This is a genomic window from Paenibacillus wulumuqiensis (assembly GCF_000971965.1).
Classification (GTDB): Bacteria; Bacillota; Bacilli; order Paenibacillales; family Paenibacillaceae; genus Saccharibacillus; species Saccharibacillus wulumuqiensis.
Map to the genome: position 1 here is coordinate 557,234 of NZ_KQ040792.1, position 19,075 is coordinate 576,308.

19 protein-coding genes are annotated in these 19,075 nt (G+C 48.9%); 9 read left to right on the plus strand and 10 right to left on the minus strand.

Features of this window, described 5'->3' with window-relative positions:
• Nucleotides 1-10: 10 nt before the first annotated feature.
• From WH45_RS22700 to WH45_RS02445, 9 genes are all read right to left on the minus strand, one after another.
• Nucleotides 11-274 carry a hypothetical protein gene (locus tag WH45_RS22700; protein ID WP_052723584.1) on the minus strand — a complete coding sequence of 88 codons (264 nt, stop codon included), beginning with the start codon at nucleotides 272-274 and terminating at the stop codon, nucleotides 11-13.
• Nucleotides 275-434: 160 nt separating this feature from the next.
• Entirely contained in the window at nucleotides 435-1,397 is a 963-nt protein-coding gene (locus WH45_RS02410; protein ID WP_046212771.1) for a DUF418 domain-containing protein, read from the minus strand.
• A 202-nt stretch (nucleotides 1,398-1,599) separates the two neighbouring features.
• Nucleotides 1,600-2,355, minus strand: coding sequence for a phosphate ABC transporter ATP-binding protein PstB (gene pstB / locus WH45_RS02415; RefSeq protein WP_046212772.1), 756 nt, complete (start codon nucleotides 2,353-2,355; stop codon nucleotides 1,600-1,602).
• Between the two features lie 73 nt (nucleotides 2,356-2,428).
• Nucleotides 2,429-3,358: a phosphate ABC transporter permease PstA gene (gene pstA, locus WH45_RS02420; RefSeq protein ID WP_046212773.1), complete on the minus strand. Its 930-nt coding sequence runs from the start codon at nucleotides 3,356-3,358 to the stop codon at nucleotides 2,429-2,431.
• Nucleotides 3,355-4,281 carry a phosphate ABC transporter permease subunit PstC gene (gene pstC, locus WH45_RS02425; protein WP_046212774.1) on the minus strand — a complete coding sequence of 309 codons (927 nt, stop codon included), beginning with the start codon at nucleotides 4,279-4,281 and terminating at the stop codon, nucleotides 3,355-3,357. The genes pstA and pstC overlap by 4 nt, the downstream gene beginning before the upstream one ends.
• A 186-nt stretch (nucleotides 4,282-4,467) precedes the next feature.
• On the minus strand, nucleotides 4,468-5,406 hold the full coding sequence (locus WH45_RS02430; RefSeq protein WP_046212775.1) for a phosphate ABC transporter substrate-binding protein: 939 nt from the start codon (nucleotides 5,404-5,406) through the stop codon (nucleotides 4,468-4,470).
• A 343-nt stretch (nucleotides 5,407-5,749) separates the two neighbouring features.
• Nucleotides 5,750-6,091 carry a YtxH domain-containing protein gene (locus WH45_RS02435; protein WP_046212776.1) on the minus strand — a complete coding sequence of 114 codons (342 nt, stop codon included), beginning with the start codon at nucleotides 6,089-6,091 and terminating at the stop codon, nucleotides 5,750-5,752.
• Nucleotides 6,092-6,337: 246 nt separating this feature from the next.
• Nucleotides 6,338-7,192, minus strand: coding sequence for a manganese catalase (locus tag WH45_RS02440; protein ID WP_046212777.1), 855 nt, complete (start codon nucleotides 7,190-7,192; stop codon nucleotides 6,338-6,340).
• Nucleotides 7,193-7,601: 409 nt separating this feature from the next.
• On the minus strand, nucleotides 7,602-8,696 hold the full coding sequence (locus tag WH45_RS02445) for an AI-2E family transporter (protein WP_046212778.1): 1,095 nt from the start codon (nucleotides 8,694-8,696) through the stop codon (nucleotides 7,602-7,604).
• 345 nt (nucleotides 8,697-9,041) lie between these two features.
• On the opposite strand from WH45_RS02445, the gene WH45_RS02450 reads away from it, so the two are divergent.
• Together WH45_RS02450 and WH45_RS02455 are read left to right on the plus strand one after the other, a co-directional pair.
• The gene (locus WH45_RS02450; protein ID WP_046212940.1) at nucleotides 9,042-9,980 is read left to right on the plus strand and encodes an aldo/keto reductase family protein; all 939 of its coding nucleotides are present in this window, start codon (nucleotides 9,042-9,044) and stop codon (nucleotides 9,978-9,980) included.
• 254 nt (nucleotides 9,981-10,234) lie between these two features.
• Nucleotides 10,235-10,525, plus strand: coding sequence for a hypothetical protein (locus WH45_RS02455; protein WP_046212779.1), 291 nt, complete (start codon nucleotides 10,235-10,237; stop codon nucleotides 10,523-10,525).
• 393 nt (nucleotides 10,526-10,918) lie between these two features.
• On the opposite strand, the gene WH45_RS02460 is transcribed toward WH45_RS02455, so the two are convergent.
• Nucleotides 10,919-12,286, minus strand: coding sequence for a hypothetical protein (locus WH45_RS02460; protein WP_046212780.1), 1,368 nt, complete (start codon nucleotides 12,284-12,286; stop codon nucleotides 10,919-10,921).
• A gap of 528 nt (nucleotides 12,287-12,814) precedes the next feature.
• Between WH45_RS02460 and WH45_RS02465 the strand changes: the two genes are divergently transcribed.
• The 7 genes from WH45_RS02465 to WH45_RS02495 all read left to right on the plus strand — a co-directional run bounded on the left by WH45_RS02465 (nucleotide 12,815) and on the right by WH45_RS02495 (nucleotide 18,869).
• Complete coding sequence (locus tag WH45_RS02465) at nucleotides 12,815-13,210, plus strand: Fur family transcriptional regulator (RefSeq protein ID WP_046212781.1); 396 nt, start codon at nucleotides 12,815-12,817, stop codon at nucleotides 13,208-13,210.
• Entirely contained in the window at nucleotides 13,186-14,001 is an 816-nt protein-coding gene (locus tag WH45_RS02470; RefSeq protein WP_046212782.1) for a winged helix-turn-helix transcriptional regulator, read from the plus strand. The genes WH45_RS02465 and WH45_RS02470 overlap by 25 nt, the downstream gene beginning before the upstream one ends.
• 318 nt (nucleotides 14,002-14,319) lie before the next feature.
• Nucleotides 14,320-15,780: a catalase gene (locus WH45_RS02475; protein WP_046212783.1), complete on the plus strand. Its 1,461-nt coding sequence runs from the start codon at nucleotides 14,320-14,322 to the stop codon at nucleotides 15,778-15,780.
• 465 nt (nucleotides 15,781-16,245) lie between these two features.
• Nucleotides 16,246-16,683 carry a hypothetical protein gene (locus tag WH45_RS02480; protein ID WP_046212784.1) on the plus strand — a complete coding sequence of 146 codons (438 nt, stop codon included), beginning with the start codon at nucleotides 16,246-16,248 and terminating at the stop codon, nucleotides 16,681-16,683.
• Between the two features lie 372 nt (nucleotides 16,684-17,055).
• Nucleotides 17,056-17,472, plus strand: coding sequence for a BlaI/MecI/CopY family transcriptional regulator (locus tag WH45_RS02485; protein ID WP_046212785.1), 417 nt, complete (start codon nucleotides 17,056-17,058; stop codon nucleotides 17,470-17,472).
• A complete protein-coding gene (locus WH45_RS02490; protein ID WP_046212786.1) occupies nucleotides 17,454-18,338 on the plus strand; it encodes a M56 family metallopeptidase in 885 nt (294 codons plus the stop codon). Before WH45_RS02485 ends, WH45_RS02490 begins: the two co-directional genes overlap by 19 nt.
• A gap of 105 nt (nucleotides 18,339-18,443) precedes the next feature.
• Nucleotides 18,444-18,869, plus strand: coding sequence for a DoxX family protein (locus WH45_RS02495; protein WP_052723585.1), 426 nt, complete (start codon nucleotides 18,444-18,446; stop codon nucleotides 18,867-18,869).
• The last annotated feature ends 206 nt before the right edge of the window (nucleotides 18,870-19,075 follow it).

The following is a 19,075-nucleotide window of genomic DNA, read 5'->3' on the forward strand; positions in this document are numbered from 1 at the left end:
CAAAGCATAATTAAACAAGCAACAGCAACAGCAACAGCAACAGCAACAGCAACAGCAACAGCAACAGCAACAGCAACAGCAACAGCAACAGCAACAGCAACAGCAACAGCAACAGCAAAAGCAACAGCAACAGCAACAGCAACAGCAAATAAGCGGTATCTTTCCCAAGGGAGAGCTGCCGCTTATTTTTGCTGGATATACCGTTGTCTTTACATCCGGCCAGTTTTGCCGGGCACGAGGCAGAGATTGTTACTATTTCCGGGCCTGATGCCATCAGATTCTTCATATACGATAAAAGCAGGATGGACTCGCGCTCAGCCCTGGTTGAACTGGTGAATAGGCAGCTGAACAGCAACGAAGAAAGCAAGGATCAACAGCGCGGCAATTATTCCTATACACAGAGCTTTGCGGATCATGCCGGGTCACTCCTTTCTTCAGGACTGGGCTGCGGTCTGGCGCTGCTTTTTGCCATAAGTGGCGAGGCGCCATACATATTCGACCGGTCCCATGCTGAATCGACTCAGCCACCAGCTGCTGATAATCATCTGAATGATCAGAATGAATACAGCTGATATCATCAGCACTGTAATATGCACCTGGGATGGCCAGTGCAGCAGATACGACAGCAGCAGAATCATCGCAGTCTGGGATAAATAGTTGGTCAGGGCCATGCGGCCAAGATTGCCAAGCGGTGTCAGCAGGCGTTCTATCCGCTGGTGGCGAAGCAGCAGCGTCAGTGTCGTTACATAAAAAACGCTTACCGGTAATCCGCTCAGGGTAGAGGCTGTATCAACCAGCCCGGTCTGATCCAGAATCCGATTACCGAGCAGATGCAGCGGCCAGATCAGCAGCAGCGAGGTAACCTGCGTAATCCGCAGCCCTTTGCGATAGCGCTTCGGCTCGGCGAATAGTCCGATCTGTCCAGTCCATTTCCCCAGGAAGAACATACCGAGTGTCTCCAGCTGGGCAATTCCGAGCCAGAAGGCACTCCCCCCAATAATGATCAATGCCAGCAGCAGACTCACCCAGGGCTTGGCCCGGTGAACCGGAATCAGGAAGAAACCGAGTATCGCATACACGAGCAGTGCTTCACCAGGCTGAAAGTAGTGATGAATAATACCGATCAACAGCAGAATGACCAGCCTGCGGGTAAACCGGATCAGCGGCCGATCCCCGCGAGCCTCCGCACGGGTTATAAAAATATGAAATCCTACCCCAAACAAAAAAGCAAAAATAACATAAAACCGCTGTTCCACAGCAAAATACAAAAACTTCTGAATGTTTTCATCCAGCGGGGTCTTGTCCAGATTGTAATTCACCAGCTGCATAATATTGATCAGGATAATCCCGCACAGTGCAAATCCCCGCAGAATATCCAGGTTGGCCAAACGTCTCAATCTAACTCCTCCTTCATGCGAATCTCTGTACGTAAGACAGCATAGAGGGAGAATATGTTTCCTGATCCTCTATCATATACAGTCGCTCCATGCCTTCAGCATAAAAGAAGATCCCACCGGGTACTATCGATTCACCTTACGGAAAGCTTACAGCATTGAAAGGTAAGAACGGAGCAGGTATTCACGCATAAAAAAAGACGCTTCATCCGAAGCGTCCCATAATGTATTCCTGTGTGGAGTTTTTCTCGGGATTGGTGAAAATCTTGTCCGTCTCCCCATGTTCGACCAGATTACCAAGGTAGAAATAAGCGGTATAATCGGATACCCGTGCCGCCTGCTGCATATTGTGTGTAACGATAACGATCCGCAGATCGCTTTTTAGCTCGGAAATGAGTTCTTCGACTTTGCCGGTGGATACCGGGTCCAGTGCAGAAGCCGGCTCGTCCAGCAGCAGAATCTGCGGATTGACCGACAATGCGCGGGCGATGCACAGACGCTGCTGCTGACCGCCGGAGAGGGACAGTGCCGACTCTTTCAGGCGGTCTTTGACTTCATCCCAGAGTGCGGCGCGGCGCAGGCTGGTCTCTACGATCTCATCGAGCTTTTTGCGGTTTTTGATCCCGTAGTAGCGCGGTCCAAATGCGATATTCTCATAGATGGACTTGTAAAACGGGTTCGGACGCTGCCACACCATGCCAATCCGCTGACGCAGCTTGATCACATCGGTGGTTGGAGCAGCGAGATCGATGCCGTCCATCCAGATATGACCGGTACTGCGTGCTCCGGCGATCTCGTCATTCATCCGGTTCAGCGAGCGCAGGAAAGTGGATTTGCCGCAGCCGGAAGGACCGATCAGCGCGGTAACGGTTTTGGCCGGAAAACCAAGACTTATATTTTTGATGGCCTGATACTCGCCATAATAGACACTTAGATCTTCAGTACTGAAAGGCATTGCCATAATATAAAATCCTCCTTGAGTGGACTGCCATGGAGGGGCAGAAACGGTCTGCCCCGATAATAATCCTGGAAATCTAGTTCATGCGTTTGGAAGCCGTCATGTAACGATACAGCGTACGTCCGAACCAGCGTGCCAGCAGGTTGAAGATCAGTACCATAATGACGAGTACCGCCGAGGCGCCAGCTGCAACCTGAATTGCATCCGGTGCCAGTCCTTCACTGTTGACTTTCCAGATATGGGTCGCCAGTGTCTCGGCCGGACGCAGCGGGTTCAGCGGTGAACGCGGATGCAGAGGATTCCAGTCCGAGAAGTTCAGTGGAGGTGTGGTCATCCCGGAAGTAAACAGCAGGGCTGCCGCTTCACCGAATACACGTCCGGCTGCCAGAATCGTACCGGTAACGAGCGAAGGAATCGCGACCGGCAGCATGATGGAAGTGATGATTTTCCATTTGGATAATCCCAGTGCCAGACCGGCTTCTTTTTGTTCACGGGGTACAGCGGTGAAGGCCTGTTCCGTAATCCGTACCATCAGCGGCAGGTTGAAAATGGTCAGAGCCAGTGCACCTGCCAGCAGGGAGAAGCCCATATTGAATGTATTAACAAAGACGAGCAAACCGAACAGACCGATAACGATCGACGGGAAAGAGGACAATACCTCTACGACCAGTCGGATAAAGCTGGTAATCTTGCCCGGTTTGGCATATTCGGACATATAGATACCGCCGCCCAGACCGAGCGGGATGGTAATGATCATCGTCATGATCAGCAGGTACAGGGAGTTAAATAGTGGTGGTCCAATACCTCCGCCCTCGCGGATCGTCTGCGGTTTGGATGTCAGGAAGTCCCAGCTGATATGTCCCAGTCCGCGGAACAGGATAAATCCGAGCAGTCCCAGCAGAATCAACACAATGGAGAGAGCAAGCGCAACAATGATAACCGTAGCTATTTTGTCTGCATTTCTGGCCCGTGTTCTGGCTTTGGTGTTTACGGTTTTCGTGGTCATATCCGGTTTCTCCTTTCGAGCAGGCGTATGATGAGGATGAACACGAATGTCATCAGCATCAGCACGAGTGCCATACTCCACAATGCATTATTCTGAATAGAGCCCATTGCTGTGTTACCCATACCAAGTGTAATTACACTGGTCAGTGTGGAAGCGGACTCCAGCAGGGAAGTCGGGATGTAAGGGGCGTTACCGATAACCATCTGTACCGCGAGTGCTTCACCGAATGCGCGGGCCATACCGAGTACGATACCGGTCAGCAGCGCAGGCAGAACCGTTGGCAGCACGACACGGTAAATCGTCTGCCAGCGTGTAGCGCCCAGTGCATAGGAAGCTTCGCGCAGACCGCGCGGCAGGGAAGCCAGCGCATCGGCGGCTACGCTTGTGATAGTAGGCAGAATCATAATCGACAGTACGAGTGCACCGGCACCCACACCAATCCCCTGCCCGCCAACATTGTCGCGCAGGAACGGAACAATCAGGGTCAGACCGATAAAGCCGTAGACAACGGATGGAATACCGGACAGCAGCTCAATCGCCGGCTGCAGGATACGTTTACCGAATGTCGGCACGATCTCGGTCATGAACAGTGCAGCTGCAATACTGAGCGGACTGGCGAGAAGCGCAGCCAGCAGGGTAACCATAAAGGAACCCGAGATGGCCGGAAGTGCACCAAACGAAGGCTCAGCCGCATCCGGCGCCCAGTGTGTACCGAAAAAGAACTCGGTCAGGCTGACGCCGTTCACAGCAAAGGTAGCGACACCTTTGGATGTAACAAAATATACGATGGATACGATGACTGCGATCAGAAATACGACACAGATAGACGTATAAATTCTGCCGATCCAGTCTTCCAAACGGTGCTTCTCAAGCGGCAGCCTGCGACGCTGTGCTTCCCGTGGAGTAACTTTGGAATGCTCCATAAGTAATAACCTCTTTTCTTCATGCTTTGAAATAAATGTCTTGCCGGTATCTCAACAATTCAAGGGAGAATGATGATATGCGTTCTGTATAAAAACGTGAAAAGAGAGGCGGGGTCCCCGCCTCTTCGAGCCATGGCGTTCGAGCCAGCAGCTGCATCTTTTCATCCGTTATATTCGATTGAAAGCTTACTTTTGGCTAACTTTACCTTCCGCATCGCGTTGTACCTGCATACCGGACATTGGAATGTAGCCCAGTTCAGTTACATCGCTTTGTTGAACGTCTTCGCTCAGCATGTAATCCAGGAATGCTTTGGTAGCAGCATCCGGCTCACCTTTGGTGTACATGTGCTCGTAAGCCCAGATTGGGTATTTACCAGCTTCAACGTTCTCAACCGTAGGCTCTACACCGTCATAGCTCAGTGGAGCTACGCTGTCATCCAGGTAAGACAGTGCCAGGTAACCGATAGCGCCCGGAGTCTCAGCGATCAGCTTTTTCACTGTACCTGAGGAATCCTGCTGGATGGAACCGGCTGGATCTTCCGTTTTCTCGCCCAGTGCGTACTTCTCAAAAGTAGCACGTGTACCGGAGCTGCTTGGACGGTTGATGACCACGATCTTTTGATCCGCGCCGCCAACTTCTTTCCAGTTCGTTACTTTACCAGTGAAGATGTCGACCAGTTGTTGTTTTTTCAGGTCTTTTACGTTAGCACCCGGATTGGCAACAGCAGCCATAGCCACAACCGCTACCTGGTGATCTTTCAGCTCGGCTGCTTTGTCAGCATCCAGCTTTTCTTCAGCGAATACGTCGGAGTTACCGATGTTGGCTTGACCTTCAGACACCTGAGTCAGACCCGTACCACTACCGCCGCCCTGTACTTGAACGGATACGTTAGCATATTTTGAATCTGCCATAAACTTTTGTGACACTTGTTCAACCAGTGGTTGCAATGCTGTGGAACCTACAGCCAGAATAGAACCGCTAAGCTCAGAAGAACCAGTTTCTCCTGTGCTGCCGGTATCTCCACCAGCACCCGATCCCGAAGTAGTTCCGCCGTTTGATCCGCAGGCAGCAAGCACGAGGACCATTGTCAGCGTAAGAAGCATGATTGGCAGTTTTTTAAACATTTGTAAAGTCTCCTCCCCCTAATTAAAGGCGCAATACTCTTATGTGTTTTGTTCTTACATGACTTATTCTAGGGGGGCAGTGTTAGAGTTAAGTCTTAGTTTTGTAAACTCTGTATTAAAATTTCGCGAAATTGTTTGAGAAATGTAAGCGGGGCAGCGAGAGAGGATGAAAGAGGAAGAACAGTTATGTTCCGGATGTTCTTTTATATAATATAAGAAAATGAAAAAGCAGAGATATAAACACAACAAAAATGCCCCGTCTCCGGAACGCCGGAATCGGGGCATCATTGAAATGAAATGTATACTGTCACAGGCTGCCTGGCAGCCAATGACATCAGGCCTCTTACATCGTGGCTGGGCCACTGCCTGTGCTGTTATGGGATTGCTTGAAGTCCTGAATCTCGGATTTCACTTCGCCTACTGCCGATTGTGCTTCGGTTTTGAAGTCCTTGGCAGTGCTCAGGGATTCCTTGAGAACGCCGACAACTTCCTGGCCTTTCTCAGCGATTTCATGACCTTTTTCATTAATCATCGGCCCTTTTTCTCTGACCAGTTCGGTAACCTGAGCCAGTTTGGCACGTGCTTTCGCACCTTGCTGCGGGGCGACCAGAACAGCTACACCTGCACCTACCAGCGCACCTGTTACTGCACCAATGGCTAGTGTTTTTGTTGTCTCTGTATTCATGTTCATTACTCCCTTCGTAGTGAAGTGCTTGTTTATTATTACCCACATTTGCGGATTTATCCCAAGTTATGTTGACAACCAGGCTATTTATTTTATCCTGCCTGTTCCATTTGACGGATAAAGGCCTGGCTGGAGAGCGTCTGCCCGCTTATTCGGAAGACGGTATGCAATGATGATAACAAAGCCCTGCTTGAGAGGAGCAGGGCTTTGTTATGGTATTGTCGGATCTGCCAAAGCAGCAGATTCTTATTTATTCAAGGTACCTACATTGACGATGCTTGGCGCCTGATCAGCACGGGAATGCATAAAGTCCGGAGCTGGCTTCAGGATCGGAGCCTGACCATAGGCTTTTGGCTGTTGAACGTATTCAAAGTCGCCTGTACCGTCCATTGCAGGACCGCTGGCCCAGCGTCCGGCTGCACTTTCTTCACCTTGGGAGAAGTTCATGAACTGGTGAACCACTTCACGTTTCTCCAGCTCTGGAGGGAAGGAAGCCGGTGTAATTGGACCCTGCTTCGCCTCGATTTCGGCGATAGCGGCCAGCCACTGATTCTGGTGCATGGTATCGCGAGCGATCATAAAGGACAACATGTCGCGGATACCAGGATCGGTTGTTTGCTCATACAGGCGGATAACCTGCAGACGTCCCTGGGATTCGGCATTCAGGTTGGCACGGAAATCAGCCAGCAGATCGCCGCTCGCTACGATATAGCGGGAGTTCCACGGATAACCTACGCTGTCGGATGGCAGTGCGCCCAGACTGGATACAATCGCGTGCTGCGGATTCATACCGCCCAGCACAGCGCCGATCGCAGGGTCTTTGGCCATTTGCTCTACCTGATCCAGCGGTGCATCGTCGAGCAGCTGAGCAATCATTGTTGCCAGCATTTCCACGTGACCGATCTCCTCGGTACCGATATCCAGCAGCATATCTTTGTACTTGCTCTCAGCGCGGCTATTCCAGCCTTGGAACAGGTACTGCATCATAACGGACATTTCACCATATTGTCCGCCTAGTACTTCTTGCAGCTTTTTGGCATAAATCGGATCCGGCTTGTCTGGCTTGGCAGTATACTGTAACTCTTTAATGTGAAAGAACATAATGTAACTCCTCCTTTGTTGTATAAAACTAGAACTGGGATGCATAGGGATTCGTAACGCTGTACATATTCACTTCAAGTTAAGTAATCACACTTTGCATATGATTCATCAAAAAGGTGAATCCGCAGTCTGCATCAGCAGCCCAATTATGAAAAGTGTCCCCAATGATACGATGGCCATCGCAAACAACTATTAACCAATTCATATTGGATATAACCTGTTTTTGGACGGAGAAATTACAAAATTGTTATTTATCAAGCAAAAAAAAGTGAAAAAAGCAATCCTTTATCTGGAAATAAAAAGCAGATCAGAGTATGCCGGCTTCGCATATCCCTGATCTGCCGCACGCTATAATATTAACGAACATTGCTTGTTTTACTAACATGAAGATTTGATAAAGGAGCACACCCTACTGAAAGTCATTGCCGATCTTCTCCTTCAGATACATCCGGTAAATATGCACAATCGTAATCTTGACGGCCATATAGATCGGAATAACCAGCAGCATACCGAGGATGCCGCCCATATCTCCCCCGACGAGCAGGAGTACGATAATGGTGAATGGATGAATATCCAGCTGATTACCAAAGATGATCGGCTCCAGCAGATTGTTCTGAATCAATTGGGCTACAATTACAATTACGATCGCCCAGATCCCCATCATCGGAGAGTCTATAAAGCCGACAATCGCCACAGGTACAGCAGACAGAATCGCTCCGATATACGGGATGAAATTCAGGAAAAAGGCCAGGAACACGAGCAGCAGCGAATAGGGCAGATCAATAATCAGAAACCCTATATAAAGCAGTATACACAGCGCGAAATTGACGAGTACGCGTCCGGCGATAAAGCTGCTCAGGGAATCATCAATCTCGGCCAGCATCAGCTTGCCGTCTTCACGGAATTTCTGCGGAAACAGCAGTACCAGACGCTCGGACAGTTTTTTGTCGTCCTTGAGCAGGTAGTACAGCATGATCGGCACGGTAGCAATAACCAGCACAATATTGGATACAAAGGAGAACATGCTGGAAATATGATCCGACAGCCAGGTGAATACCGTATTCAGATATTCGGTAAGCCGGGACAGCATATCGTCGCTGCCTCCCCGATCCGGCAAATACTGCTGGATAAACGAGTTATGCTGCAGCGCTTCGACCTGTCGAATAATGCTGTTGGTGAACTCAGGCGTATTCTGTACGAAGCTGGTCACCTGATCACGCAGTGTCGGCCAGCCGATCATGGAGAAAATGACCAGAGCCAGAATGATCACCACATAGATCATAAGTATGGACATGGAACGCTTGACTTTGCGCTTGCGCTCCAGCCAATTTACCAGAGGACGCAGCGGATAGTAGATAAATGCGGTAATGAGTAGAGGTACAATCGTAAGACTGATCAGCGAGCGGATCGGCACAAAGATAAAATCAACCAGCGTCCCGAGATAGATGATCAGCAGTATCAGCGCAATGCCCGCGCCAATACGAAAAAAGCGGTTTTGTATCATAGACAGGTTCCTCCCGGAAAATAGTCCAACTCTATGCGGCTTAGTTGCTTATATGTATGGTAGCCCAAGTAACTTCGCTATTTAAAAGAGCTGATAACTGTATATAAACGCTATTATAGTCTGCTCAATCGCGATGCCGGATTTTTCATACGGATTCCCGACAGGCGTCAGGGGAGGAGGATGTCGGATCATTTTCGGGATAAACATTTGGAAGCGGATTCTTCTGGCGATATAATAGAACACAGATGCGCCTATTCCGATAGGGATGGCTGTACAATTCCGGTATATCCGCTGGAGGGAACAGACGCATGATACATATTAACGAGGAGGCTGTAACCGATGACGATGAATTACCGCAGACTGGGCGGAAGTGGGCTCAAGGTTAGTGAGATTAGTCTGGGAAGCTGGCTGACGTATGGAGGATATGTGGAACGGGAGAATGCGGTCAATTCGATCCGTGCCGCGTATGATCTGGGCATTAATTTCTTCGATACCGCCAACGTGTATGAACGCGGAGAAGCGGAAAAGGTAGTCGGCGAGACGCTGAAGTCGTATCCACGTGAATCCTATGTACTGGCGACCAAGGTGTTTGGCAATATGGGAGACGGTCCGAATGATAAAGGCCTGTCACGCAAGCATATTATGGAGCAGTGCCATGCCAGCCTGAAGCGTCTCGGCCATGATTATATCGACCTGTACTACTGCCACCGCTTCTCCCCGGAGACGCCGATCGAAGAGACGCTGCGTGCGCTCGACGATCTGGTGCGCCAGGGCAAGATTCTGTACGTCGGCGTGAGCCAGTGGACCGCTGCACAGATGCAGGCGGCTGTCGGGGTAGCCGACCGATATCTGCTCGACCGGATCGTCGTGAATCAGCCAATCTATAATATGTTTGAACGTTATATAGAAGAAGAAGTGATCCCGCTCGGCAAGAAATACGGCATCGGCCAGGTTGTTTACTCGCCACTGGCTCAGGGACTGCTGACCGGCAAATACACCTCCGGCGGCCAAATCCCGTCCGACAGCCGTGCCGCCAAGCTCGGATGGGACGAGAAAAAGCTGGATGAGCAGCGCCTGAGTCAGGTACAGCAGCTGCAGCGTATCGCCGACGAAGCCGGATTGTCTTTGACCCATCTGGCACTGGCCTGGATTCTGCGCCAGGATAACGTCTCCAGCGCCCTGGTTGGAGCGAGCCGTCCGGAGCAGATTCAGCAGAATGCGGGAGCTGCAGGTGTGAAGCTGAGCGAGGATGTAGTGACTGCGATTGAAGAAGTGTTAAAGTAAAGAAATAAAGCCCTAACTAAAAATCCCTTCTGTAGTATAGCGGTACAGAAGGGATTTATGGGTTTAGTTGGAATGCAGATGGAGCGTAAATGAATAAAAGGAGAATAAACGATGCCCGAGAGAAATATAAGCAGATTGGTGTGTACAAGGCTCAATTTAAAGATCACGTTCGGGAACCGCCAGGAAGAATTGCCAGAGCATAATGTGTGAAATCATACCTGAGTTTCTTTTACTAATAGAAGGGAGGAAGCTTCATGTCATTATCCGATTATTTAAGAAAACATAAGGTAGTTTGTACGGAGTGTAATCAAGAATTGTATGTTGTTGGTTTCGGAAGTATATCGGATAAGCTTAAATGTTTCTCTTGTAATATATATTATGCATATACGATACAGACTAAAACCTTAGTAAAAGATCCAAAGTATGCCGAGTTGCTGAGAAAGTGGGATACCGGCAGCGGAGAATGGCCTGGTATACCTAGTAGTGAAATATATAGCCCATGGTATTTTAAAAAAATAGTACGAATGGTAAACAAGAAGTTGTGAATAAAGAAAGTTGATGGTACATAGAGACTTCCAAAAAAATCAATCCTGCTGGGAGTTTGGAAAGACAGAAAAGTATTTCGGATTCTTCTATTCATTATGAAGACGGCCAATATAATATCATGATTAAACTGAACGTATTCAATATAAATAAAGCCAGGAGTCTATTCACTTCATTGGTACGATTTATAGAATACTCGTCGACATTCTATGTAAGAGAAGATGAAAAGAATTATTGTACATATTACTTGCTTTCCGCCATGGATAGTCAAAAAGCATTTTTGTGTCATATTGTTTTCCAATAAAAAAAGACTTTGAGGATATTCCTCAAGGTCTTTTAGCTATGGATAAATTCAAAAAAGAAACTTGCTACAATCTCAACCCGTCACACTAACCTCAAAGATGCAGCAGCCGCTGCGTATACATATACAGCTCCTCATACCTTGCCACTACATCCTCCATCGCATTGCCTCGGAACCGCTCGAACAGATTCGTACACTTGAGCAGCAGCAGGCTGTAATTCCACTGCTGGGACTGCTGCATACACTCCAGCAAATACCCAAATCCCTGCCCGTACTGCCCATGCTCCAGATAATACGTCGCCAGCTCGTACAGCAGCCGGGCATAACGTTCCAGGTTGAGCTGCAGCGTATACAGCTCATCATCCAGTGTCTGCGCTTCCAGATCGTCGATCTCATGCTTGAACTTCGGCAGTACCGTACTCAGGTCCAGCCGATGGCGATTGGCCGCAGTCACTACATTCAGCAGGAACACGAGCAGTTCTTCCGGTCGCTGCTCCACATACTGCACATACTCTTCCAGCACATCCGGCTCACCGGCATACAACCGTGCTGCATAGCTGTTGGCCCGTGCCCATTCTTCAAACCGGTTTTTCCATAATAAAGTCTCTTCGTCCTCTTCCTGCACCCAGTCCAGCTCGGTGGTCAGCTTGAGATAATGGGCGACCTGTTCGTAATCCTTGTATTCCTCATTCGCATGAGCGCGCAGCAGATACGCATACGATATGTAAAAGAACCACGGCTTTTGCGGCTGGCGGTCAGTGGGCAGCTCGCCGGCCTGTTTACGATCGTAGAGCACTTTAGCTTTGTCCAGCAGAATCTCGGCGATCTTCTCGACCTTTTTCCAGTTGCGCAGGGAGCGGTACGTATTGGCGAGATCGGTATACGCATCCAGCTGTTCCACTTCATTCAATCGTTCCACAAATGGCTCGAACCGGATCGCCAGCTGATAGTTCTCCTCCTGGTCATCTCCCTGTCTCGCCATGAACAGACGATAATGGCAGATCGCCAGCCGCTCGGAATGCTGCTTGTTTTCGCTCTCGGCTACGCTTTCATACAGCATGCTGGCAGCTTCCTTTTTGTCTTCCCGGAAAAAGTCCTCGGCTGTCTCGAACAGGAATCCCGGATACTGTGACTTGCCTGCGAGCATACTGACAATCTTCTGGATACAATCCAGCTTGTCCAGCTCGACACACCGGTACAAAAACGGCTTGATCCGCCGCCAATCCGGTGTGGCATCGTTCAGATATTCATTAATGTACTGGTCATACAGCGCGCCCTTCTCCAACTCCAGAATCTCGGTGATCTTGTCGAGCTGCTCGATGCTGAGTACACGGTTGCCATTAAGGATGGAGCTGATGATTCCCACATTGATACTATGTTTCTTGGCAAAACGGCTCATGGAAATCTCTTCTTGCTGAATACGTTTTTCCAGTCTGTCCCGGATTAGCAGCAGATTATCCAAAGGGCACACCTCCTTTGTGTAATTACTTGATTAGGCAACTAGTAAGTAAAGGTATAGCTGGATTTGAAAATATAGTCGAATCGTTTCGTGTAAGGTTCATGAGAATGATGTTTCAAAAGCTCAAAAGGTTATAAGGTTTTTAAATAAAATATAGCGGATGAAAGCGCAGTGAGCAATCCATTTTACAAATAACTGTAAGGGGAAACTACGAATGCTGACATTATGCATGCAAGATAATTGTTATGAGGTAAGCTTTTTTAACGTACTGGTTATGCGGGTCTGCGAGTCATTACGCATATCGCATACAGCGCAGGAATTGCCTGAAGGGACTTGATCTATATGTCGCTTATTCTACATTATACGACACTGCGGAATAACTATTCACGGACAAAAGAACCGTTTAATGAATATTATATAGTAAATAATTAAAATCTATGAGAATGATTCTCGTATTATTCGCAAACCTATTGACCGACATTTGAAATGGATTTATACTTATTCTAAAATCAAATTAAGGGAATGATCCATGTGAAAACTATCAATCTGACGACGCAGCGCAAAGCTGTCTACGAAATCGTCTGCAACGCCGAGGATCACCCGACTGCCGCTGACGTAATGAACCGGTTGGTAGAGCGTGGTCATAATTTCGCTTATGGTACTGTATATAACTCGCTTAGATACCTGACAGATAACGGCTTGATCCGTGAACTTAAGCTTGGTGAGACGGCCAGCCGCTATGATGGCAAAATGGACGATCACCAGCATATTGTATGTGAAACCTGCGGACGTGTGGATGAAGTCATGACCGATGCACCGCTGCAATGGTACGCTGATGTAGCGGAGGAAACCGGGTACGATGTCCATCATGCACATGTTGTATTTAAAGGAGTGTGTACCGAATGCAAAAACAAATCGAAAAAGTAATTGAGAATGATTATCTTTCTGATTCAAGATCCAGCGTCAACTGGGCTCCGGACAACAGCTACGGAGACATGGAGATAGGGATTCAGGCTTGCCCGGTAACACGCCGCGTCGTTATTATCAGTCCGGCTCCGAGCCGTATTCATGAACTGACACGCATGCTGTCCGACAGCTGCTTTGATGTGATGGTATTCCACCGCTGGGAAAATAACGGCGCTGGTGCAATCGGTGCGGATCTGTACATTTTTGATATGATTACTTCTGCAGGAAGCAGCGACATTGAGCTCGCCAAGCTGCGCGTAAATGATAATAATTCTCATGTACCATCCATTTTCCTCGTTCGTGAGGAGATGCTGGCCCTGGGTATGAAGGAATGGACCGAGGAAGAACTGCTTGTCTGGCCGATGCGTCCGCAGGAAGGACTGTATCATGTGGAACGTGTCATTCGCTCCAATGCAAGCCGTCCCGCTGCGCCTGCTGCGGATGATACCCAGCATCGTACGGTATTCAAGGATCTGTGGATCGATCGCAAGAAAATGACGGTACACCGCGGACAGCAGCGTGTCGAGCTGACCAAGACGGAGTATGATCTGCTGCTCATGCTGATCGAAGGGGAAGGCAGTGTATTGTCCCGTGAACAGCTGATGAGCGAAATCTGGGGCACCCAGTTTTTTGGCGGCAGCAATGTGGTCGATGTGCATGTGAAGAGTCTGCGCAAGAAAATCGGCGACAACGCGTCCGCACCTCAGTATATTGCTACTGTGCGCGGTGTCGGTTACCGTCTCGCAGATTAATGGGATTAAGCTTGCTATATATGTTAGCCGGAAGTTTTGTGGTTGAAATTCCGCTTTTAACAGGTGAATGGATTTATTGAGAAATAACAGGATAATGAGACGGATGAAAGAATATTCACCACTTCTTCATTTAAGGCTCACCCAAGGCTCATGTGTACCTCATGAATCGCACGGTTGGCGATGTTAGAATGATTCTAAACTTACGGATTTTGAATTAAGTCTAATTGCAAGTCTAATTCATTGATGGACAATAGATCAGGAATAGACCGGTAAGACAGCAGACTTGATTCTGTCCGATTTGAAAGGATGATTCTAACGATGGATAACCGTCTAACCACCAACCAGGGTGCTCCTGTAGGAGATAACCAGAATTCCAGAACAGCCGGCCGCAGAGGACCTGCACTGCTGGAGGATTACCACCTTATCGAGAAGATTGCCCATTTTGACCGTGAACGTATTCCCGAGCGTGTCGTACATGCCCGCGGTGCCGGAGCCCATGGCGTATTCCGCGTGGCCAACAGCATGAAGGAATACACCCGGGCCGCTTTTCTGCAGGAAGCAGGACTGGAGACACCGGTGTTTGTACGTTTTTCCACCGTTATCCACGGAGTCGGTTCTCCGGAGACGGCACGCGATCCGCGCGGTTTTGCCGTTAAGTTCTACACCCAGGAAGGCAACTATGATATCGTAGGCAACCATCTGCCGGTATTCTTTATCCGCGATGCGATCAAATTCCCGGATATGGTACATTCTCTCAAGCCGGACCCACAGACCAATATTCAGAATCCGGGCCGCTACTGGGACTTTATGACTCTGACGCCGGAATCGACACATATGATGACCTGGCTGTTCTCGGATCACGGCACCCCGGCCAATTACCGCGAGATGGACGGATTCAGCGTTCATGCCTTCAAGTGGATCAATGCCGAGGGCAAAGTGACTTATATCAAATACAAATGGGAATCCAAGCAGGGCGTACGTACTTTCTCCGCTGATGAAGTGCGTGAGCAGCAGGGCAGAGACTTTAACCATGCGACCCGCGATCTGTTTGACCATATTGAACAGGGCAAGTTCCCGGAGTGGGAACTGAAAGTACAGTTCATCAAGCCGGAGGATATCGACAGCTATTCCTTTGATCCGCTGGACCCTACCAAAGTATGGCCGGAAGAGCAGTTCCCGTTCCATCTGGTCGGCACGATGACACTGAACCAGAACCCGGACAACTTCTTTGCCGAAGTGGAGCAGTCCGCATTCTCTCCAAGCGCGCTCGTACCCGGTATTGAGCCGTCGGAAGACAAGCTGCTGCAGGGTCGTCTGTTCTCCTATCCGGATACACAGCGCCACCGCCTGGGACCGAATTATCTGCAGATTCCGATCAACTGCCCGTACGCACCGGTGCGCAATCACCAGCGTGATGGACTGATGAATGTGAACCAGGATAATTCCCGTTTCAACTATGAACCAAACAGCTATACGGATGGACCTGTTGAAGATCCAGCCTATCGTGACAGCGAAGTAGAGATCGAAGGCAAGGTAACCCGTCAGAAAATTGAGAAAACCGATGATTTCACCCAGGCCGGTGAACAATATCGTTCCTATACAGCCGAACAAAGAGATAATTTACTTCAAAATTTGGTTAATGATTTACAGGGAGTGAAAAAGGATATCCAGCTGCGCGCGATCTGTAACTTTATCCGTGCGGACCGTGAATACGGCATGCGTCTCGCTCAGGGACTGAATGTGGATATCAGTGAATTCATGTCCCAGATGCGTTCTTGATTTGTAGTAACGTTATCCAGCAGCCTGCTTTGATCATAAGAAGGGGTATGGTGTTATCATCACCCGAAAGGCAGGATGCTTTTATATACAGCCTGTTGAATCGCTCTCCCGGAAGCAGAGGATACGGAGCTGTTCAACAAGCTCATACTTTTCACTGTCTGCGGCGTACTCAGCCGGGAAATAATGCAGGATGACGAACCCCGTACATGCTGCCTGAACCCGTAAGCCGCAGCGGACAAGGCCGATCTGGCCATCATATATACAGCAGAAGGAAGCAATACTATGAGCAGGATATAGTGTGGGCTTCCTTCTGTCTTCTTCTCCTTTTATCATCCCTGCTGCCTGCCGGGATCTATTCCATCCAGAGAGATACATTGTAGGTAAGGACACTGTGGTAAAAGCCATACTTTGCCGGAATGCTGTAAGCCCGAGATTATGATTGCAACAGCAAAGGAGAGGTATATCATGAGGAAATCATGGAGCCTGAAGATATGCGGTATGGTTGTAGTGTTCATGATGATCGGTTTATGGAGTACGGCAGGTTATGCAGCGGCGGATTCGACTGTGAAGCCCATTCAGCAGCGGCCTCTTAATTTGCCTGCCAGCTTCCCTGTTCCCGATGATGCGCAGACCGTTACAGCGGTGCAGAATAGTACTGATGAAGAGAAGTTTGTTCTGTTCACGTTCCAGACCCGGCTCAGTATGGAGACACTGGCCAAGACCTACAGCGAGTACTTCCGCGAGCATGATATGCAGGATGCGATTGAGACGATAAGCGAACGCAAGATGGTCATTCAGGGAACCAATGAAGCGGCCCGGCAGAACTGGATTCTAACCGCCGTGCCTGCGGCATCCGCAGATGGACAGGTGGAACTGACCGTTGTCTGGACCGATGAGCGCTGAATGGAAGAATAGTACGATGTAATGTCAGACCGGTGTACAGTGAATTGGATACCGTGTGCAGGACTGGAGACGATACGGACGCGAAGACCGAATATTGGGGTCTTCGCGTTTTTTATAAATAAATACTTATGGTCATATGGATGATATGGTAAAAAATATAAATTGGTTTTAAAGCATTTTCTGCGTCTAACAATGAATAATGGAATGTTGGGAGGAAGAATATTCGTTATTTTTATACAACATGCCGACAAATAACTGTTAAAAAAGGATGGACTGATACACATAATATGATAATATACAATTAAGTACTGAAATTTGACTTGTTTTGAATGACTACACTACAATATGTAGTGTGAGGTGGCGTAGATCAAAATGAAAATACAAAATTTCAAAGTAGGGGCTACAGGGATGGATCGTTTTTTTGGCCCATTGGAAGCACAGGTTATGAATGTGCTGTGGGACATGGATCATCCGATGACGATCAAGGAAGTGCAGACATCACTCAAGCCGGCCAAGCCGCTTAGCTTCAATACGGTGATGACTGTCATGAACCGTCTCGTCGACAAGGGCGCCCTGCTCAAACAAAGCGAAGGCAGAAGCTTTCATTACATCCCGTCGGAGAGTCGCGCAGATTTTTTGAACCATCAATCCAGGGAATTAACTCATGAATTAATGGAAGAGTTTGGATCACTCGCTGTAAACCACATGGTGGATGTACTTGAAGAGGTGGATCCTCAACTTATTCAAGCCTTGGAGGAAAAGATCAGACAATGGAAAAACAACGCGTAGAATGGTGGCAACGTCGTTCCGAAAGACTGCTGAAGACAGGGCTGTTCATCACTTTGTTTACGATGGGTCTGATGGTGATGTATGCGCTGCATGTATTTTTCGGTTGGAATATTCCGTTTGACTTACTGCGCATCTGTAATCAGTGGATGAAGGCACATGGCTGGCTGTCGGTCAGTCATCTGCTGGAGATGCTGGTTCTTTGTACCTTTGTACTGTATATCGGTTATGGGCTGGATCAGTGGTACGGGTCATTTCGTGCGATGCGGCGCTTCCTTCAGCTGGAGAACCACAGGCTGTCCGCTCTTTACAATGAGCGGTACAGTCCGAATGGGCGGGAAATATTCCTGATTGTCTCCTGCGAGCAGCCGCTGGCGCTGACAATAGGTATTGTGAACCGACGTATCGTCCTGTCCGAAGGACTGCTAGCTCTGTTAAATGAGGACGAACAGCAGGCGGTGCTTCATCATGAGCTGTTTCATTATCATAAGCGTGATCCGCTGACGACGTTCTTATTGAGACAGGCGGCATGTGCGCTGTGGTTTTTGCCGATTGTCCGTACATTGGCCCAGCATTACAAAATCTCACGCGAGATTCTGGCAGACAATTATGCGATTGAGCGGCTGGGTACACCAATCGGTATCGGAGGTGCGCTGCTGAAGCTGGTCAAGCGTTCCGGTTCCCGGATGGAAGTGTCGGCACGAATGATTTATTCGTCCTTTGCGGACACATCACTGAACTACCGGATACAACGGATTATCGATCCGCAGAGCGGAATATCGCCCCGATTACCATGGTGGTCGATTCTCGTATCTCTGCCGATATTGGTGCTGTTGAGCATTTTGTTATTATGGTCGCTGATTGAGTAAGATGCAGGCCGGATATGCCGAATTTACAGCATGTCCGGCACAGCGGCTTTATTTTTAAATCATAACACTACAACGTGTAGTGTAAACCATCAAGGAGGCGTTCAAATGAATATGGCAAGAAGGAATGTAGAATTGGGGATACTGATTACGAGAGTGCTGACAGGATTGATCTTCCTGCTGCATGGCCTGTCCAAGTTCCAGGGCGGGATTGGGGGCGCGATGGGGTTCTTTCAGGGAATGGGATTGCCGGGCTGGCTGGCGCCGGTTGTAGCCGTACTGGAAATTGCCGGAGGAATTGCACTTATCTTGGGGCTGTTCACCCGGATCGCCGGAGTCGTAACTGCCTGTATCATTGTAGGTACGCTGGTTACCGCTCACAAAGGGGACCCGTTCCTGATGGGTACCGAGTTCAATTATCTGCTGCTGATTACCAGTCTACAGATGGCGATCAGCGGCAGCGCACTGCTGTCTCTGGACGGTATGTTCTGGGGCAGGGAACGCAGTCAGAACCGCCGATTGGCGGAGAACTGAGAACTATGGCGGCCGGTTGATTCCGGCAAGAATAATCCGGGGAAGGCATCATTCCCTATCTGGAGGACACGGCTAGCCGTGTCCTTTTTGGCATGCCTAAACTCATCTGGCAACGCAACAGGAACATGATGCAATCCATACGGGTACGTAAGTGTCATGCATGTGTCGAACATTCAGCAAATTTCGGTTCGTTTCGATGATTATCT